Origin of the sequence: Clostridium kluyveri, assembly GCF_001902295.1 — a bacterium.
In the GTDB taxonomy this organism is placed as follows: Bacteria; Bacillota; Clostridia; order Clostridiales; family Clostridiaceae; genus Clostridium_B; species Clostridium_B kluyveri_B.
In genome coordinates this window covers 3977052-3996992 of record NZ_CP018335.1, presented here as the reverse complement: position 1 = coordinate 3996992, position 19941 = coordinate 3977052, and the positions used below count along the sequence as shown (strand labels likewise).

The 19941-nt window shown below is 28.6% G+C and carries 17 protein-coding genes and 1 riboswitch; of the genes, 9 read left to right on the top strand and 8 right to left on the bottom strand.

Going from position 1 to position 19941, the window contains the following annotated elements; all coding sequences use genetic code 11:
• Positions 1 to 906 precede the first annotated feature (906 nt).
• The 4 genes from BS101_RS19505 to BS101_RS19490 all read right to left on the bottom strand — a co-directional run bounded on the left by BS101_RS19505 (position 907) and on the right by BS101_RS19490 (position 4398).
• A complete protein-coding gene (locus tag BS101_RS19505; protein WP_073540308.1) occupies positions 907 to 1578 on the bottom strand; it encodes an ABC transporter ATP-binding protein in 672 nt (223 codons plus the stop codon).
• The gene (locus BS101_RS19500; RefSeq protein WP_073540307.1) at positions 1578 to 2849 is read right to left on the bottom strand and encodes an ABC transporter permease; all 1272 of its coding nucleotides are present in this window, start codon (positions 2847 to 2849) and stop codon (positions 1578 to 1580) included. Before BS101_RS19500 ends, BS101_RS19505 begins: the two co-directional genes overlap by 1 nt.
• A 4-nt stretch (positions 2850 to 2853) precedes the next feature.
• Complete coding sequence (locus BS101_RS19495; protein WP_207649438.1) at positions 2854 to 3885, bottom strand: ABC transporter permease; 1032 nt, start codon at positions 3883 to 3885, stop codon at positions 2854 to 2856.
• A gap of 117 nt (positions 3886 to 4002) precedes the next feature.
• The gene (locus BS101_RS19490) at positions 4003 to 4398 is read right to left on the bottom strand and encodes a hypothetical protein (RefSeq protein ID WP_073540305.1); all 396 of its coding nucleotides are present in this window, start codon (positions 4396 to 4398) and stop codon (positions 4003 to 4005) included.
• Between the two features lie 522 nt (positions 4399 to 4920).
• Between BS101_RS19490 and BS101_RS19485 the strand changes: the two genes are divergently transcribed.
• The 3 genes from BS101_RS19485 (at position 4921) to BS101_RS19480 (ending at position 7517) form a co-directional block, all read left to right on the top strand.
• Complete coding sequence (locus BS101_RS19485) at positions 4921 to 6378, top strand: IS1182 family transposase (RefSeq protein ID WP_073540304.1); 1458 nt, start codon at positions 4921 to 4923, stop codon at positions 6376 to 6378.
• A 301-nt stretch (positions 6379 to 6679) separates the two neighbouring features.
• On the top strand, positions 6680 to 6817 hold the full coding sequence (locus BS101_RS23530) for a hypothetical protein (protein ID WP_198039520.1): 138 nt from the start codon (positions 6680 to 6682) through the stop codon (positions 6815 to 6817).
• A gap of 52 nt (positions 6818 to 6869) precedes the next feature.
• Positions 6870 to 7517, top strand: a complete 648-nt coding sequence (locus BS101_RS19480) for a CPBP family intramembrane glutamic endopeptidase (RefSeq protein WP_073540303.1) — start codon at positions 6870 to 6872, stop codon at positions 7515 to 7517.
• 867 nt (positions 7518 to 8384) lie between these two features.
• Here the strand turns inward: BS101_RS19480 and BS101_RS22470 are convergent.
• Together BS101_RS22470 and BS101_RS23055 are read right to left on the bottom strand one after the other, a co-directional pair.
• Complete coding sequence (locus BS101_RS22470) at positions 8385 to 10124, bottom strand: methyl-accepting chemotaxis protein (protein ID WP_083585776.1); 1740 nt, start codon at positions 10122 to 10124, stop codon at positions 8385 to 8387.
• 285 nt (positions 10125 to 10409) lie between these two features.
• Positions 10410 to 10586 carry a hypothetical protein gene (locus BS101_RS23055; protein ID WP_156876103.1) on the bottom strand — a complete coding sequence of 59 codons (177 nt, stop codon included), beginning with the start codon at positions 10584 to 10586 and terminating at the stop codon, positions 10410 to 10412.
• Positions 10587 to 10992: 406 nt separating this feature from the next.
• Between BS101_RS23055 and BS101_RS19465 the strand changes: the two genes are divergently transcribed.
• From BS101_RS19465 to BS101_RS23525, 5 genes are all read left to right on the top strand, one after another.
• Entirely contained in the window at positions 10993 to 12195 is a 1203-nt protein-coding gene (locus BS101_RS19465) for a DNA polymerase IV (protein ID WP_073540302.1), read from the top strand.
• Positions 12196 to 12450: 255 nt separating this feature from the next.
• Positions 12451 to 14160: a methyl-accepting chemotaxis protein gene (locus BS101_RS19460; protein ID WP_073540301.1), complete on the top strand. Its 1710-nt coding sequence runs from the start codon at positions 12451 to 12453 to the stop codon at positions 14158 to 14160.
• Between the two features lie 405 nt (positions 14161 to 14565).
• Positions 14566 to 14763 (top strand): alpha/beta-type small acid-soluble spore protein, encoded by a 198-nt coding sequence (locus tag BS101_RS19455; protein WP_012103764.1) that lies wholly within the window; start codon positions 14566 to 14568, stop codon positions 14761 to 14763.
• Between the two features lie 252 nt (positions 14764 to 15015).
• Positions 15016 to 15609, top strand: a complete 594-nt coding sequence (locus tag BS101_RS19450) for a superoxide dismutase (protein ID WP_073540300.1) — start codon at positions 15016 to 15018, stop codon at positions 15607 to 15609.
• A gap of 168 nt (positions 15610 to 15777) precedes the next feature.
• Positions 15778 to 15888, top strand: coding sequence for a PepSY domain-containing protein (locus BS101_RS23525; protein WP_198039519.1), 111 nt, complete (start codon positions 15778 to 15780; stop codon positions 15886 to 15888).
• A gap of 126 nt (positions 15889 to 16014) precedes the next feature.
• Here BS101_RS23525 and BS101_RS19445 read toward each other — a convergent pair whose 3' ends face one another.
• Together BS101_RS19445 and BS101_RS19440 are read right to left on the bottom strand one after the other, a co-directional pair.
• A complete protein-coding gene (locus tag BS101_RS19445) occupies positions 16015 to 17058 on the bottom strand; it encodes a PocR ligand-binding domain-containing protein (RefSeq protein WP_073540299.1) in 1044 nt (347 codons plus the stop codon).
• A 191-nt stretch (positions 17059 to 17249) separates the two neighbouring features.
• Positions 17250 to 18467, bottom strand: coding sequence for an EAL and HDOD domain-containing protein (locus tag BS101_RS19440; RefSeq protein ID WP_073540298.1), 1218 nt, complete (start codon positions 18465 to 18467; stop codon positions 17250 to 17252).
• Positions 18468 to 18850: 383 nt separating this feature from the next.
• A riboswitch (cobalamin riboswitch) is annotated at positions 18851 to 19038 on the top strand.
• Between the two features lie 158 nt (positions 19039 to 19196).
• Here BS101_RS19440 and BS101_RS19435 point away from each other — a divergent pair.
• The gene (locus BS101_RS19435) at positions 19197 to 19937 is read left to right on the top strand and encodes an energy-coupling factor ABC transporter permease (protein WP_073540297.1); all 741 of its coding nucleotides are present in this window, start codon (positions 19197 to 19199) and stop codon (positions 19935 to 19937) included.
• Positions 19938 to 19941 lie beyond the last annotated feature (4 nt).

Sequence of the window (19941 nt, the reverse complement as noted above, 5' to 3'; positions counted from 1 at the left end):
GAGTTTTATTAGCAGGAATTTTACTTATGATTATATGCAGCATAGAGCCACTTAAAAGCTACGTAATTATTATGGAGTACAAGCTTCTACTACCTTTAAACATATAAATATTGATTATACAAGTTAGATGAATATACTATAAAATTAAAATAATAGATTAAATAACGGAATATCTTTCCTATTGTATTAATTCTAATACAGGTAAAAGCATTGATATTACAGCAGTTATGTATATATAAATTTCCCTCCAAAGTTTTAAATAGAGCTAAAAAATATTAACTTTAGATAATATAAATTAACACCCAATCCATTGATATTAAGCGATTTTAAAAAAACATAAAAATTAATGATAATTAGGAATCGAATTCAGAGGCCGCAGGTTCGAGGTCTGCTGGGTGCGCCATTGATATGACTGGCATAGAAAAGTTTAAAATTCTATTAAGATATAATTTTGCGGGGATTTAGACATAAAAAAATATACCTTTATTTTTCCGGGTTCTAAAGAATATTGAAAATAAGCACTCTTTATCTAGGGTGCTTATTTCTTATATTATTTACAAATAGTTATTACATAGGACATTGGATTGTAACAAATACTGTGTATAATAAGTATTGTGAATGGCTTATAAATTAGTTTCCCACCATATGCATGTTTAAGCCTGTGTATATGCATGTTTAAGCCTGTGTCTGTGGTTGCAGGGCACGTTAAACTCAAATGCAACTGCTGGAAGTTTATCTAATTCTCCAGTTCGAGATACAACTCTTGTCGGTACATACATAATAGTTCATCTATGCCAATCCGAAAACCTTTTTCTTTGGAAGAAATATCATCCAAGCAGCCACAGACTCACTGGATTTATAAAAAATATACACGAAAGCCTATACTCACATATTAAAAATCCCTCTCTATGTTTCTAAAATTTTACCATCGACTATAGTTATAATTCTGTGACACTTCTTAGCTACATTGATATCATGAGTTACTATAATTATAGTCTTTTTTTGTCGATTTATTTGGCATAAAAGTTTCATTATATCTTGTCCAGTTTTTTGATCAAGATTACCAGTAGGTTCATCTGCTAATATTAAACTTGGTTCTCCAACTAAAGCTCTTGCAATTGCTATCCTTTGTTGTTGACCTCCTGATAACTCACCTGGAGTTTTATCTATATAATCAGAAATTCCAACCTTCTCAATATATTCCTTAGCTTTATTAAGCCTTTGTTTGTGCGGCATCCTTCTATAAGTTAATGGTAATACAACATTATCAAGCATTGTATAATCCTTTAATAATGCGAAATATTGAAATATAAAACCTATATATTTATTGCGGAACTTGTGTATGTTTCTAGTTTTTATTTTTTCTACGGCATATCCATCCAATGAGTAGTTTCCACTACTTGGGACATCAATCAAGCCTAATATATTCAAAAGAGTACTTTTGCCTGACCCGGATGGTCCCATTATTGCCACCATATCACCTTCATCAATAGTTAAATCAATTCCATTTAGCGCAAAGGTTTTATTTTGTTTTTTACTATATATTTTTTTTATGTTTTTAAGATTAATAAAAGTCATCACTCTATTCCTCCAATTAACTCTTTTGGCTCAAGTTTTTTTAAGAATAGTTCTAGAATAATCATATTTGCAATTATAACTATAGAAAAAGTTATGAAAAACACTATAACCAAAATAGGAAAGCTTAGTTTAACATCAAAAACACCGACTATTCCCATTGTGTTGGCATTTCTAATAACATCTGCATATTTTATACGAAAATATATTAGAGATAACACAAAACCTATGAAAAATGTTATAAAATTCTCAATTAATAACTGGTAAAATATACCTATTAAACTTTCTCCAAAAGCTAGTTTTATACCAAATTCCCTTTTTCTAATAAGAATTGAAGTTAATGTAATAACAACTATTCCTAAAATAAAAAAAATTCCAATTATTATTTCCATTATTATTATGGGTTTTTCGTTTTTATTTATAGCTACATTTTCATCATTTATGGCATCTCCTAAATTCTTTATATAAAATTGCAAATTTTTTCCTCTATTTAACATCAGTTTATTTACGGTATCAACATCTTCTTTATTTTTCAGCTTTAACAGGGTTCCTTGTACTAATTCGTAATATCTACTTTCGGAATCTTTCATAGTATCATTTGTATTTGGCAGCAGCATTCTTTTATCAAGCTTTACATATATATTACCATCATTTTGTATAGGAATAAATTTATCTTTTTTTAGAAAACCATAAACAATAAATTTATCATTTATAATATCTCCGATATCAAAATACTTTTCCAAAAAAGAACCTAATATTACTCCTTGCTTCTCTTCAGGTTTCTTTTTAAAATCTGCCGCAGTAAATCCTTTCCCTTTAGAAATTGATTCTTTTAACATATCATAGTAGCCTTTATCAATTGTAATTGTTTCAATGGTAGGTTTATCAACATGCATTTGAGGATTAATAAGACTATTCTTCAACTCTTCTGCAATTGGCTTTGAACTGTTCTTTAATTCCAATGGCATATATGTGTTATAAGTACCATACCCTTCTATTGATTTACTACTAATAAGTGCTTTGTATACTTGGTCAACACTATCCTTCATTTCCTGGCTAAAATCTCTATATTGTTTTATATTATGAGTACGCATAAAATATGTAGTATTTGTATCTAATAAGCAATTGTTATTATTACTTAAATAATTCATGGAGTAATAAATGTTAACTGATGTTATAAAATGAAATAAGCCCAATGTAAACTGAAGAACTATAAGAACAGTTATTATTTTTCGGTTCCATAATTCTTTTAATGCACTATTAAATCGTATCATTTCACTACCCCTTTTCATTTAATATTTCAGCTGACTGGAGTTTTATAATATGAATTATAGGAAATGAAGATGTAATTATTGATAATAATAATGAAAAAATCAATCCTATAAGAATATTTTGGGGACTAATTTGAACATCAAAATTTTGTATTGTTATGTTTGCTTTATATAATAAATGTTGAATTAAAAAAGTCATTAAAGCTGAAACTAAAGAACAAATGAATATTTGTCCCCATATATACATAATAATATCTATATTACTTGCACCAAGAGCTTTTCTCAAAGAAATATCTTTTCTTTTAGTATAAATCCACAAATAGCTTACTATTACTAAGTTAATCATTGCTATTAATACTAGCCTTATAGGAGCGCCCAAAAGCTCTTGTAAGGATTCATACGAAATATTATTATTATTATTTTCATCAACAATTTTAACCTTTTGCTGTAAATTAACCTTATTTAGATTAGAAACGAAGTTATTTATCTCAGTTTTAGCATTATAATTACTTCTTACAGAAATATTTAAAGATGGCTGACTTTTTAAAATCTCAAGCATATCATTAGGCATGTCATTTAATTTTATAAAAATCTTTTCATCATAGCCTGTTTTGTCTTTCAATCCACTTACACCAATAATCTTATAATTTTTATTATAAAGTTTAAAAAAATCTGAGGAATTAACACTATAAATATCTTTCCCCATGATCAATGAGTTTTTTTCATTTTCTTTGAAATATCTCCCTTTAATTAAGGGTGGATGCCAATTAGTATCATTTAATAATGCTACAATTGAAAAAGGAGGCATTCCTGCTTTATTAACATCAATATTTTCAATAATCGCACTTGATTTAACAAAATTTGTTTTGCAAAGCTCTTGTAAAAAGTTTATATTTAAACTATTAGGACTATTTAATTTAATCGTATAGTAGTATTTAAAACTTCCGTTTCTATCCTGAAAAGCCTCTTCTAGAAACACTGTTTTAGTAGAAATAGCTATTGAAGCCGGAAATATTGAAAAGATAAATCCTATCAACAATAAAAAAAATATTATTTTATTGTTTTTAATATCTTTAAATATTGACCACATTTAGACCTCCTTAAAGGCAACAATAAAGGTTGTCCTTTTATTGTTGCCAAAGTATTAATTTAATGATTAATTAACATTGATTGTAAGTTTTCTATAAGAATCATAATCTCCAGAATAGCACCATTCATGCTCTGAATAAGCACTAGAAACAGAACTAGTAGAATTAAGATAACTTGAGCAGTCAGCAGTACCACCGGGATGTGTACTAAAGAATGAATTTAATTGACTACTACTCATTGAATTATAAGAACTTTGTCCGTTACTAAAATGATTACTTGAGGCAAGATATATCATTGATATATCATTTGTAGTAGTATGTGCTGTATTACTTATATATGAACCACCAAAATGATAAGTAACGTTATAATAGTTTACGCTTGCAAAAGCAGGACTAACTGTAGCAGCAAGACATATACCAGTAATAATAGATATTCCGAGTACCTTTTTAATTAATTTTTTCATTTATATTCCCCCCTTCTTTTTATTTTATATAGGATCTTATATAATAGTTTGTATATACAATCATAAGTGTACCAACTTTTTTGTAATTTGTATATATTAATGTAAATTATTAACTTGCATTTAACATAAATGATAAATTACTTAATAATTACCTATAATACCATATATGACTATTAGCTATTTATAAAGAATTATAATAAATTTTTACTTTTAAAACGATTTATTGAATCTTGATACATAAAACACCACTTCTACATCTATATTCTAAAATAATAATATAAAAAAAGGAATAGCTGGTTTAGATAGTGTTCCTCTTTTAGGCAAGTATTGGTTAAAACCCTGAACGCTTCTTATTCCAGTTCTTAGCCAACTAGTAAAGCTGATATTTAAAAAAGTAGCTATGCCAATTGGGAGGCCACTGAAAAAGTCCTTATATTCTAATAAATTAGCCATGAAATGTTGGTAACAACATTTTATGGCTTTTATGATATAATTTTAATATCAAATTGAGTAGGTGATTTTATGATTAAGCAGCAACAAACTATGATTCTAAGTGTTTATGCAGGTATATATGATTTAGTAGTTCCAAAGGATAACCTTTTAAGGAAAATTAATGAATTAATTGACTTTTCATTTGTTTACGATGAGCTTTTAGACAAGTATTGCTTAGATAACGGACGAAATGCAATCAATCCGACACGTATGTTTAAATATCTTTTATTAAAATCTATATTTGATTTATCAGATATAGATATCGTTGAGCGCTCTAAATATGATATGTCATTCAAATATTTTCTTGATATGGCACCTGAAGAAGAAGTTATAGATTCTAGTTCTTTAACAAAATTTCGTAAACTAAAACTTAAAGATGTAAATCTTTTAGACATGTTAATAAATAAAACTGTAGCAATTGCACTTGAAAAAGGAATAATAAAATCAAGCTCGATTATTGTTGATGCTACTCATACAAAGTCTCGTTACAATCAAAAATCACCTCGTGAAATATTACAGGAACGTTCTAAGAAATTAAGAAAATCAGTTTATGAAATAGATGAAACTATGAAAGATATTTTTCCTACAAAAAATACAGTTGATAAACTAGAAGATGAAATTCAATATTGTCAAAAATTAATTGATGTAATAGAAAAGAATGAGAAAATAGCATCATATCCTAAGGTTAAAGAAAAATTAAATTTATTAAATGAAACCTTGGAAGATGATATTGAACACCTTAAAATTTCATCAGATTCGGATGCTAAAATTGGACATAAAACTGCTGATTCATCATTCTTTGGATATAAGACACATATAGCAATGACTGAAGAAAGAATTATTACAGCAGCAACTATCACAACTGGTGAAAAAAATGATGGAAAAGAACTAGAGACTTTAGTGAAAAAAACTAAAGAAGCTGGATTTAAAATTGACACCATTATTGGTGATTCTGCATACTCAGAAAAGGGTAATATAGAGTTAGCCAATGAGAATGATATAAAACTTGTGGCAAAATTAAATCCTTCTGTAACACAGGGATTCCGAAAAGGAGAAGACGAATTTCAATTTAATAAAGATGCTGGACTTTATGTATGCAAATCAGGCCATATGGCCGTTCGCAAAGCACGTCAAGGAAAGAAGAATGTAAGTAAAAACCAAACTGATACATATTATTTTGATATAGAAAAATGTAAAACTTGTTCTTTTAAGGAAGGTTGCTATAAAGAAGGTGCAAAAATCAAAACTTATTCTGTAACAATAAAAAGTGATATACATAAAGAACAGATGAATTTTCAGGAAAGTGAATATTTCAAAGAAAAATCTAAGGAACGTTATAAAATTGAAGCAAAAAATAGTGAGTTAAAACATAGGCATGGGTATGATGTTGCATCATCTTCAGGTCTCTTTGGCATGCAAATGCAAGGAGCAACAGTTATATTTACAGTAAATTTGAAGAGGATAATAAAATTAATGGAGCAAAAATAGGCTTCAAATTAACTTAATATTCTCTAAAAATAGAACCAATAAAATTCAAATAAATTTTATTGGTTCTATTTGAGTAATATTTAAAAATACGTCACTGAAAAATAATAGTTTTTCAGTAGCCTCGCCAATTGGGTGGGCTACTTTTTTATTTTATCTATAAGTACGATAATTAAATTTACTAAAGCTATCAAAAACGATAGAGCAGTAAAGACTACTATAAACATTTCGCACATATTCGGGAGGATTTATTTGTTTTTTTAGAGAAGTATTAAATGTATGTACATTTGAGTGCAGTTTTTCTATGAAAGTTATTTATATTATGGGGGGCAGCAAATTGGATAAATTAAATCCGTTTAAAATTATATCAAATATTGAAAATGAAATGACAGAATTCAAAAAGATCAAGCGATTCTTAGGCTCAGGTGGAGTTTGCTTGTAAGGAATACCTTTCTCCAGCTGAACTTTAGAAGAACTTATCCAGGGGTGTAGCAGTGCTTATCCCCCACTTTGAAGAAGATAGGAGTATTAGCAATGGTAGCCTTCGGATAAATGTCGAAGATGCCATATTAGCTATATTTATTTATATAATTATATTAGTTTTTTCAGGAGTTTTGTTCAGAAAGAACGGCAATTCTTTATTAAAAATGTTTATGTTTAACAGTCTTATAGCAATAGTTATGTTTATTATAACTACAATTTTATTTCATGTGTTACATGGAATTAAAGGAAAAAATATTTCGGGGAAAAGTTCTAAAAAATTTACTATAAGGAATTTGCTTTATGTGACTATAGTTATATTAGGTTCTAGAGTGATTTCTAATGATTTAGTAGTTTTTATATTAACTCCTTTTAGTAAAATACTAATGACAAAGTCCATGCTGGAGGCTTTAAATGAAGTTGTTCAGGTACCTTTCTTAGCATATGTATGTATCATAGGGCCTGCTATGGAAGAGCTTGTATTTAGGGGGGGTATTTTAGGTGGATTATTAAAAACATATTCCGTTAAAAAATCAATAATAATTTCATCTATATTATTTGGAGTAGTTCACTTAAACGGTATTCCATTTACCATTCTAGGAGTTTTGTTTATAATTTATGGATTGAAAAAAATTAATGGTTTTAAAATAGATATATGTTAATTTTGAACAGTGTAGTTAAATGTTGATTGTAGTACAATGGGGATACAATATAAGATTTACTTAGTATTTAGGCTATTTGAAAACATAGAGGTGATAGATGGGCTATATGGATATAAGGGATTTTAGGCAGCTTCCTTTTGTTCACAGATAGTTAATCATTATGCCATTAAGTTGTAACAAATACTACTTATAATTATAAGTACATTCAGTGGACAAGTACCAATGTTGAATAAGTAGTTTATAAAGTATGCCCCCTTAAAGCGTAAATATAAACTGGTGTCTGTAGTTGCAGGGCACTTAAAACTCAAATGCAACTGCCACAGGATAGTATAAGTTTAGACTCCTTTAAAATAATGTTATTAAAAATAGGCACCGTCATTTAGGTGCTTATTTTTATATCTTTTAACATACGCATAATGATATCATAACAATTAGCAAATATAATACATAGTAAAGTATATAATATCCAAAGCATTGAAAATATTTAGACCAGTGTCTGTGGTTGCAGGACACTATAAGTTTAAATGCAACCATCATAGGTTTATATAAATTACTGCACCCTTAAAATAAAAGAATATTGAAAATAAGCACTTATCATTATTAGGTGCTCATTTTCATTTTGAAGGTTCAATTAATGGAGTATTGTGGATAATGTGAATAAGCTGTGGATAAGTTGTTGATAACTTGTGAATTAATATGGAAATAAGAGGTATGAAGGTAAGGGGAATTCTGAAAGAAAAGCTTAATTGAGGTAAAAAACTAAATAGAGATAAACAAGGGAGAGGCGAATACCTCTCTTTTTATACATATACACCTGCTTCAACTTATCTAAATGTTGTGCCCCAAACAAGCTTACACAATTATTGTTCATGCTTTAAATTTATTTAGTGACTTATGTAAACTATTTGACATCTCTGCAAGATTATTAATAGAGGATGCTACCTCTTCAACAGAAGCTGTCTGTCCTTCAGTTGCAGAAGCAACTTCTTGCGTATGAGCGGCGTTTTGCACTATTAATGTTACTATATTCTTTACAGACTTTTCCACGAATGCGGCATTTTCATTAATTTCTTTTGTTTCATTGGTCATTTCTTTTATTCTATTAGTCATTTCAAAAACAGAGTGTTCTATAAGGTTAAACGAATCCCCTGTCAGTTTAAGTGAAGTTGCCTGTTCTTCTATTGAAACTTTTGTATTAATTGCTTCATCAACAGCTTTTTCAATATCTGTTTGTACTTCTGATATTAAATTATTTATTTTTTGTGCAGACTTTTTTGAGAGTTCTGCTAATTTTTTTACTTCATTGGCTACTACAGTAAAGCCTCTACCAGTCTCACCAGCCCTGACCGCCTCTATCGAGGCATTTAAAGATAATAGATTTATCTGCTCTGCAATGTTATTAATGAATTCCACAACCGTTCCAATTTCACTCGATTTTGCAGATAGGCCAGAGATTACATCTGTTACATTTTGTGAAGCTTTTTTAGTATTGGACATTCTATCACTTTGATGTTTTAAATTTACAGTCCCATTGGTTACAGTTTCTATTGCGTTACTTGCAAGTTCCATAATATATATTGTATTTTCAGTTATACGATTTAACCCTTCTACGACACCATTGACAGATTTATTGCTTTGTTCAGCTAAGTCAGTTTGTTTTGAGACACTTTCAGCTAAATTGGTAATATTGTCTGAAATTTCTATAGCTGTTTTGCTAACTTCATCGGTGCTTTTCGTTATTACGTCGAATGAAGATGCTACAGTTATACTTGTCTCTTTAGCTTTATAAATTAAGTTTCTAATTCTGTCGATAAATCTATTAAACCTTTCAGTGAGTTGACCTAATTCATCTTTTTTATATATTTTACCTCTAATGGTAAGGTCTCCATTTTCTGCTTGTTCCATTAATATCTTAAATTGTTCTATAAACTTTGTAATATCTTTATATGTAAAAATAATCAAAATAGTAAAGAAAATAATTAGAATGATGCCAAGAATTGAAATAGAAATCAAATTTCCATTAAAATTACTTGTATCAATATCAGACTGTTTCATCATTTTTTCCGTTTCCAGCTTTAATTTATCTTGTATTTGTTTTACTAATAAATCCATATCGTCAGTAGATTTTCTATCGATACCTTTTACCAACCCATCTACTATGCGGTAGCTTTCTATACTATTTTGGTCATAGCTTTGAATTGCCTTATTATATTTATCATAGAGTTCTTTATGATTGTTTAATAATGTACTAACTGAAGAGGTATCCATACCTTGTTTTGTCATATCCTCTTTAAGTTTTAATAGCTGTGACTGAACATTATCATTTTCCTGTGAAAACTGAGAGTAATACTTTTTGAAGGATTCAGGGTCATAACCTCTTAGTAAGATATCTTTCCATTCTTGTACCTGTTTTTTAAAATCAACTTGGGCCTGTCTTGCTGTATCAACCATATTGATATATTCAGCAGTTACTTGTAACCTGTTTTTATGTCTTTCATTAAAATTTTTAAAGGTAATCCATGACAAACTGCTGATAATCAGTGTAAATGCCATAATAAATCCTATTAATGCATATAGTCTTACGCTTATTTTTTTACTGTCTTTCATCTTAATCTACTCCTGTCTAAAAATAATTAATGCTTAATTTCCTTACCCATTATATTATAATAATACGGATTTGTAACGTTATCATTGCATATTTCAATAGTTATACCACAAAATTTTATATTGTAAAATAAGTATATATTTATTTTAAATAGGGATAGCAAATGCAAAGAGGTGTGGTCACTATGAAATTAGATAGAATACAAGAAAATATATTTTAAAATTCTGCTGTTTGCAGCGAAAACAAATGACAGTCTGGAATCCATGAAAAAAGAACCTGCTAAGGTTCTATAGAAATAATATAATTAATATAATCATAGGAATAGCTGTACATAAAACTAATACTATAGGTGATATGTCATCTTCTGGTACAGGGTCAGTAATTTTATCTAACTCTTCAGTTGGTTGTATTATGCTATGATTATTTTCTGTTGATTTTTCTTCCAGAGAATCTAAGTTTATCATAAATATATAGCCCCCTTTATGATGATTTTATACCTAGATAAAAATCTCCCTTTAGCAATTTCAATATTTAAGCATACGTTTACAGTGGTGTTCGTATTTTTAGTAAGAACTTAAAGTAGTCTACTAAGTTCTTCATATAATATAATATGAAATTATTGTTATTTTGTGAATATTCTTTAAATTACTTACAAATATTTCTCAAAAGTTAAAATCATTTGAATGAACCGTAAATTTATATCTTGTAAGTAAGGAAGTAACTATATTGAAAAATGTGTGCTAAACCATTAGAATTGTAATTAGGATATTGTTACATAAGCGGACTGTTGAAAAGGGTGACAAATTAGGATAATTACAATGATTTAGAATAACCATGTAAAAATTAATTTTAAAATAAGTAGGTGTAATTATGCATAGAGTAATTTTTCTTGTAGATATGAATGCCTTTTTTATAAGTTGTGAATCAACAAGACATCCTGAAATTATTGGCAAACCTGCTGCTGTAGCAGGGGATCCCAAGAATCGGTCAGGTATTATTCTAACTGCAAATTATGAAGCACGAAAGTTTGGAGTTAAAACAACTATGGTTTTACATAGAGTATTAAAACTTTGTCCTAATATAATAATTATTCCTCCTGATCATTGTTTTTATAAGCAGAAGTCCAAAGAAGTTATGGGAATACTTTCTAAATACACTCCTGTTATTGAAAAAAATAGTATTGACGAAGCATGGCTTGATATGACAGGCTGTGAAAGAATCTTTGGAAAACCCCATCAAACAGCAGAATGTATTATGAAACATATTAATAGTGAGCTGGGATTGGATTGTTCTATAGGCATATCTGAAAACAAATTTCTGGCAAAGATGGCTTCTGAAATGAAAAAACCCCTGGGGATTACAGAACTTTGGAAAAAGGATATTGAACTTAAATTATGGCCGCTGCCAGTTGAATTTATGCATGGTATAGGGGAGCAAACTGCACGAAAGCTCCGAGAAATGAAAATTAAAACTATTGGAGAACTTGCCCTCTTTGACAGAAGATATCTCATAAAAAAATTTGGCAAAGTAGGGGCTGAGATTCATCAACTTGCCAATGGAATTGATGTTTCACCAGTAACACCTCATTCACATAAGGATGTAAAGTCTATTGGCAAATCAATCACATTGGCTCATGATATTTCAGATATAGAAAGTGCAAAAGTTATTCTTATGGAACTTTCAGATAAAGTTGGAATGACTGCTCGTAAATATAATAAAAAAGGGCATACAGTACAAATTAATATTAAATATTCCAATTTTCAATCCATTACCAGGCAAAGAACTATAACGGAAACTTATCTGGTAAAAGAAATTTATTCTGCAGGAATTGAAATGCTGGAGAAAAACTGGAATGAACAACTACCGGTACGGTTACTGGGTATAAGTCTTAGTGGATTTTCTAAATATAATGAAGATGAACAGATATCTATGTTTAATATGCTGGAAATGGATAATGAAAGAAGCAGTGTACGCAAGATAGACAAAATAGAGGATGCTATTGATAACATACGTAAAAAATATGGTGATTCTATAATTAAGCCAGGATTATTGATAAAAAAAAGTAAGAATTAATTTTAATTAAGTAAAATATAAATAAGTATTTTCAAAGTATAAAAAATGCATAATAATATCTTTGAGAGTAGAGAAAATTTATTTAAGTTATTTATAAGTTAACTGTGTATAGAAGCCTTGCATAGGCACAATCTATAGTGCTATTATATAGTATAAAGTAAGTTTTTGTCGAATTCTTTCTATTTTAGTGGATAAAGGTTAATAGGGAAAGTATTCCTAGAAGGTTTTAATTTATTATAAGGAGAGTATATAAATATGAAATTTCTAAAATTCAATGAAAACAACTTAAAAATAATTCATATGTTTACTTTGTTAAGTATAATAGCATTATTAACAAATCTGTTTATAGGTTTTATAGCTTATTTTAACATGCATAACCTAAATAGTGATATAGAAAATCTATATAATAATCAGTTATATAAGGTAAAAGAGGCAGGTTACATAAATGGAGAATTGGGACAACTTAGAAATGCCTTAACTAAAATTATAGACAGGCCCTACGATCAAAATAATGTAGATTTATTTAATAGTAAAGACAAAGAAATACAAAATACTATAAATGATTTATCTAGTATAAAACTTTCTGAAAAGGAGAAAAATTTACTTAATAAAGCCAGAGAAAATTATAATGAGTATATAGAAGGTGGTCGGCAAATAATAGATAGGAGAAGCAGGGGAGAAATTTTAGATACTAAATTTACAGATGAATATGGAAAAATTGGAGCTAGTATGTCAAGTACATTGACCCAGTTAAATGATGAAATCTTAAAAACGGTAAAAAATACATATATTTCTTCAAATAAACATTTTAATAGTTCTATTCTAATTCTCATAGTTGTAACTATAGTGAGTATGGCAGCAATTATTTTTATTTCAATATTTACAAAAATATTTATTAAAAGATCCATAATTAATTTTTTTAGTATATTAAAGAGATTGGAAGATGGAGATTTTACTATTCATATAGATAAAAGTTCTAATAATGAATTTGGAGAGATGAAAAGAGAACTAGCCATTACATTAGAATCTATAATCTATATGATAAGAGACGTAAAAAACAATACTCTTCAGATTAATAAAGAAACAGTATCCCTGGCATCAGCATCAGAAGAAATGTCTTCCTTAGCTTCCCAAGTAAGAGAAGATATACAACAAGTTTCAAAAGGATCTCAAAAACAAGCTTATGAATTAATGGAAATTAAAAATTATGTAGGCGAATTTGGTAATTCAATAGATACTATAGTCTCTGCAGTAAAGGAAGTTGCGGATGAATCAAATAGTGTAAATGTTATGTCAAGTGATAGTAACTTAGAACTTAGTAGACTTCTAAATTCATTGAGTGAAATTCAGAAGGATTTTGAAAGTGTGGTTTCTTCTACGAGCGAATTAGAAAATAGTATAAATAATGTAAATAAAATTATCAATATTATAAATGACATAGCAGATCAGACAAACTTACTTTCATTAAATGCAGCTATAGAAGCATCAAGAGTAGGTGAAGCGGGCAAAGGTTTTGCTGTAGTAGCAGAGGAAATAGGAAAACTTGCAGAGCAAAGTAAAAATTCTTCTAGTGATATAACAGATATATTAAGCATTATATCAAGCGAAACAAAAAAAGTAACAAATAGTACATCTAAGGTTAGTGAAGCTTTTAAGGATCAGGAAAACATAGTTGAAAATTCTATGAGTTCTTTTAAAGGCATAATTGGAACTGTAGACAAAATTATACCTCTTATAGACAACATAAATAAGTTAATAACGGGTATAGATAAAGAAAAAGGAAATATAACAAAGAAGGTAAAAAATGCTTTTGATATATCTGAAGAAAATAGAATTTTTGCAGAACAAATAGCAATTTCCAGTGATGAAATGAGCACCTCTTCTAATGGTGTAGCCACTAGTGCTGAACTGTTAACTGAAGTTCTAGAAAATACCTTGTTAAAAGTAAATAAATTTAAAGTCTGATATAATATATAAAATTATTTCCATAAGGAGCATTTAAAGTATAGAATATTGATTTATATAAAGCCTTAAAGTATAAGTGATAATGACATGCAGTATCGATTATACTTTTTTCGGAGAGTTGCTTTTATGAAAGATGAAGTTCAACATGTAAATGAAATTTACAGTAAACATGATTTTTATGTAAAAATCGGTGCTTCAAATTCTATGGGAAGTGTAAAAAATGTAGGGGACAATTAGAAGATAAATAAAGGTTTGTTAAACAATATGCATGCCCATTAATCTTGCAATATGGTACATAATCCTGGCTGTTCCAAATATTCATCCAATTACCTAGAGTATTTTTTGTAGAAATGTACAAACTTTAAATGTAAGCAGTAAATATTACTATAAAAAGGAGTGTTTGTTGTGGCATATAACAGTAATAAATTAGTAGTACCAGAAGCAAGAGAAGCTTTAAATCAGTTTAAAATGGAATCGGCCAAGGAAGTAGGAGTAAATTTAAAAAATGGTTACAATGGAGATCTTACTTCAAGGGAAGCAGGTTCTATAGGTGGAAATATGGTTAAGAAAATGGTTGAAGCTTATGAACAGGGCTTAAAATAATATGAAATCTTTAAGATTCATATTTTATTTGGAAGATCATAAAAACTATTATTGATAATAGAAACTCCAGCTTAGATTTTAAGCTGGAGTTTTGATGTATATTTATTAAATTTTAAAAGTATTTTAAATCAGGAATATATAAATTTTATATATTTGTTTTGGCTAATTATGTATATAGCGTTGACAATAATCTTTAGTTGGTATAAAATATTATTATAAAATAATACTTTAACATAGAAAGGGGAAATTGAAATGAGTCACGTTTTACCAGAACTACCTTATGATTATAATGCATTGGAACCATATTATGATGAGCAAACTGTGAAGTTACATCATGACATACATCATAAAGGATATGTAGATGGTCTGAATACAGCTGAGACTAAGCTTAAAGAAGCAAGAGAAAGTGGAGATTACTCACTTGTTAAGCATTGGGAAAAAGAATTGGCTTTCCACGGCAGCGGTCATATACTACATAAGATTTTTTGGGAAAATATGAAGCCAAATGGTGGAGGCGCTCCTTCAGGTGAAGTATCTGGAAAAATTAATGAATTTTTTGGAAGTTTTGAAGCATTTAAAGATCAATTTACAAAAGCAGCTATTGCAGTAGAAGGCTCAGGATGGTGTGCTCTTGTATGGAATAATATATTTAATAAGCTGGAAATATTGCAAATTGAAAAACATCAAAATTTAACTCAATGGGGCAGTACACCTATACTTGTAGTTGATGTATGGGAGCATGCATATTATTTGAAGTATCAAAATAAAAGAGCAGATTTCGTTAACAATTGGTGGAATTTAATTAATTGGGAAGATGTAAATAAGAAATTATCAGAAGTTAAATAAAATAAAAGTCTAGAAGAATATGTTGAAAACTAAATTTTAGAGGTGAAAATTATAATGCAAAAGTATTTTAAATGTAGTCACGTTGGTGTAAATTAAATATTTGTAAGTTATCTTGTATGGGGTATATGAATATTAAATACATCAACATCCGTTTATGAATATAATAAAATGCAGTTTTTAACTTATGAAATAGGGATTAAATCTGATAGTGGCTTAATACATGAAGTTAAGATAAATGCTAATAATGGTGAAATACTTGAAGTTGACATAGAAGATTAAATTATAGGAGCTCAGAGCAGAGCTCCTTTTTTAAAGCTATTTTTATAATAATAAAAAGATTTTGATGCCATTTTATATAGTTCAAAGGGAGTTTCTCTAATTTGAGTACTCAAAGGTTTTCATGGATTAAGATGTTAATTTATTCAAGTGATCTGCAATGGATGTAATCTCCTGTAGATTTGCATTGGTTTCCTGGATGGCAGAAGTCTGCTGCTGTGTAGTATGTAGGGTAGAATTTGATGATTCTACGGTTTTTTCTACAGAGTCTTGAATCTTTTTAGTAAGTTCTGATATTTTCATAGCTGTATCCTTTGAGTTCTGAGACAATTTTCTTATTTCTGTGGCAACTACTCCAAAACCTCTTCCAGAATCACCTGCTCTTGCTGCTTCTATTGCAGCATTTAGTCCAAGCATTTTAGTCTGATCAGCTATGGATTTTATTCCATCCAATATAGAGTTTATTTCCGAGGATATATCTTTAATATTAATAATCTCTTTATTTAATGCGTGTTGGTTATCTGTAACATTGATTGAAGATGCAGATAACTCTTCCATAATTGCGGAAACCTGATTTAAATTATCAAAAAGTATTTCAGAGGTATTTTTAAGTCTTAATTCCTGATAACCAATTTTAGATAGTGCATTTGAAATAACATATAGTACCTCTGCAGCTGCCTGTATATTTTTTTCAGTAATAATATTTACTTCATTCACAGCTTGTAAATATCTGGTTTCATCAACTCCTATTTCTTTTGCAGTATTTTTATATATTGATTCTTTGGGAGGAGAAGTTAAGATCTGACCTCCTAAAATAGAACCTATCTGTATATCTTCTATTAATATAGGAACAGCAAAATCTATTAATCCTGCATGACAGGTATAAACATAAGGTTTTCCTGTTCTTGCCGCTTCTATACCTCCTTTTTTATGGGACTCAGCACACCGTCTTGTACCCATATCAGTAGACTGAGTAAGGCTCAAACAAAAATTTGTGTAAGAACTTGGATTCGTTACAGGGTTTCCGTCCATATCTACAGTTACACTGGCAATATTCAGGCTTTCCGCAAAGTTATCCTGAAATTTTTGAAGTAGGTTAATATCTATTACATTCTCTATTTTAAGTGAACTTATATCATCATGAATATGATTGCTAATAGTATTTTTAGCCATGTTTTTATAATACCTCCAATGAATTTAAATATAATTAGGAGTAGACTAATGGTGCAATTTTTTATCTGCAGATTGCAATTAGCTGGTACTCCCGGTTTTTCAAAAGTGGGGAATAGTACTGTCCTATGCCCTTGGATAAGTTCTTGTATGATTTTTGTAGTTAACTAAAAAGAATAAAGGGATAAGATAAATTATAAATATAAATTTACCTGATATATGGATTCAAAATAAGTATTTATTAAATCTGTATCATCTAGGCCAAAATCTAAGTTCAGCAATTTTACTTTATCCCATTGTTCATTTTCATATGCAATAATTAGTTTCAATATTTTATAATAATTATTTTTTTCTCCCAGTAAGCCACTTTTAACTTCATCTGATATGTTCAATTCTTCTAATATTTCCTTTAAAGGTCTTTCAAGTATTATGTCTATTAAGGATAGCATTCCTGTTAAAAATGCATTGAAGGAGTCTCTTGCTAGTCCCAATTTAATAAATATCAATTCAGCAAAATGGGCTCTAACTAGTGTATTTATCATGAATATTTCAGGTTTATCATGAGAAATCAATTTTAAGCAGGTTAAATTTATCCATTTTTTTATTCTGTCTTCACCAAAATAAATAAGAGCCTGTTTAACTGATTCTATTCTAGTTTTTAAGCAGAATTCAGCAGAGTTTATTATCTTTAATAAGTTATAGGAAAGTGAAACATCATTTTTAATTAAGTTTTCAATCTTAGTTATAGAGATTTCCTCTGAATTTACTTCATTTAATATCTTTACATATATAAGTTCATTTTCAGGTATTTTTTTACCTGATATAATTGTAGGTTTGCTAAAATAATATCCTTGAAAATATGTATAACCATATTTTATAGCTTCATTAAAGTCATAAAGTGTTTCAATCTTTTCTGCAAGAAATTTTATATTTTTGGGCTTTATAGTATTAATTAACTTGACTATATTTTTTCGTTCATAACCTTTAGTTATATTAAAATCTACTTTTATTATGTCTACTAATTTAATAAGCTGTTCATATTCATAACTAAAGCTAAAGTCGTCTAAAGCCAATGTAAAACCATATTGTTTTAAAATTTTGCATGCATTTATTATTTTATTAGATGGTCTTATATTTTCTAAAATTTCAATTACAATAGTTTTAGGTGAAATTATTTGAAATATTTGTGAAGTTAAAATATTCTCAGTAAAATTGATGAAAGCCATCTTATTTTGGGTCATTTTATTTATATCCATATAAAAGAAACTATTTATTATAATTTCCATAGTGGCCTTATCTCCATCATTTTCACTATATTTATTTTTTTTTATGTCATTTCTAAATAAAAGCTCATATCCATAAATTTTATTGTATTTATCCAAGATAGGTTGTCTAGCTATAAATATATTCATAAAACCTCCATAATAAAATTTATGTTTTAACTATTATCATATTTTATTAGAACAAAACAAATATTTTGTATTATTACGGCAATATATCTTGAATATAATTAAATTTATGATGATATTTATGCAATAACTATATTATATTAATATGAAAAATCTACAAATAGACCTAATATTATAAATATTTTATGCAATGTTTGCATGTTTTTACAAAATGTATTATAATAAAATAGAACAAAATATTTGTTTTGTATTATTAATTTGTATTATTTTGTCTAAATATCCACTAAAAATTTTTTATGGAGTATTTTGTAGTATAACCATATTCGTTGATTTTATGGATTAATAATGATATGCTTATAGTGTAGTGTATATACAATAATGGTAAAATTTAATAATAAAATATAGGTTTAATCAATTAATTGATTAATTAAAAGGGAATCAGGTGAAATTCCTGGGCTATCCCGTAGCTGTATTAGATGAATTTAAATACATTAGAAACCACTTGGAAACAGGGAAGGGGGTATTTAAGTGATGATTCTTGAGTCAGAAGACCTGCCTATATTTTTGACCATGGTCTCTACGAGTGATAGGGGGTGTCAAAAAATGAAATGTACTTATTAAGTTCCTTATGAATGAGTATAATTTTTGTCTTGTCCTTTTAATGCTTTTGTTAGAAGGATTATTTATTTTTGTGCAATAATATTAAATTTTAGAATTAGGAGGACTTCATCTATGTCAAAAAAATATCAAATTTCATTGGGAATTTTTCTTGCATTACTATTTATACCTGAAGGTGTATATGCCATGCATATTATGGAAGGTTTTCTTCCTGCAAAGTGGTGTGTAGCATGGGGTGTTATATGCATACCTTTTGTTGTAGTAGGATTATTTTCTATAAAACAGAAGATAAGAGTAAATCCTAAAATAAAAATGTTAATAGCTATGGCAGGTGCGTTTGCATTTGTTTTATCTGCACTGAAAATTCCATCAGTTACAGGAAGTTGTTCTCATCCAACCGGGGTAGGACTTGGAGCTGTACTTTTTGGGCCTGCAGTTATGAGTGTTTTGGGTGTTATAGTTCTTATATTTCAAGCACTGCTTCTTGCACATGGAGGATTGACTACCCTTGGAGCTAATACTTTTTCCATGGCTGTGGTTGGACCATTGGTATCATATTTTTTGTACAAGTTACTGAAAAAAATGAATGTATCATCCTCAATAGCCGTGTTTGTAGCTGCCATGCTGGGAGATTTAATGACTTATGTTACAACCTCAATTCAGCTTGCGTTAGCATTTCCTGATGCAACGGGAGGAGTATTGGTTTCTATGACTAAGTTTATTGGTATATTTGCTGTAACTCAAATTCCCCTTGCAATAAGTGAAGGAATATTAACTGTTATAGTTTTTAACCTTTTAAATAATCATAATAAAGAAGAACTTGTACAGCTGAATGTTATATCAGAGGAGGCATAATAAA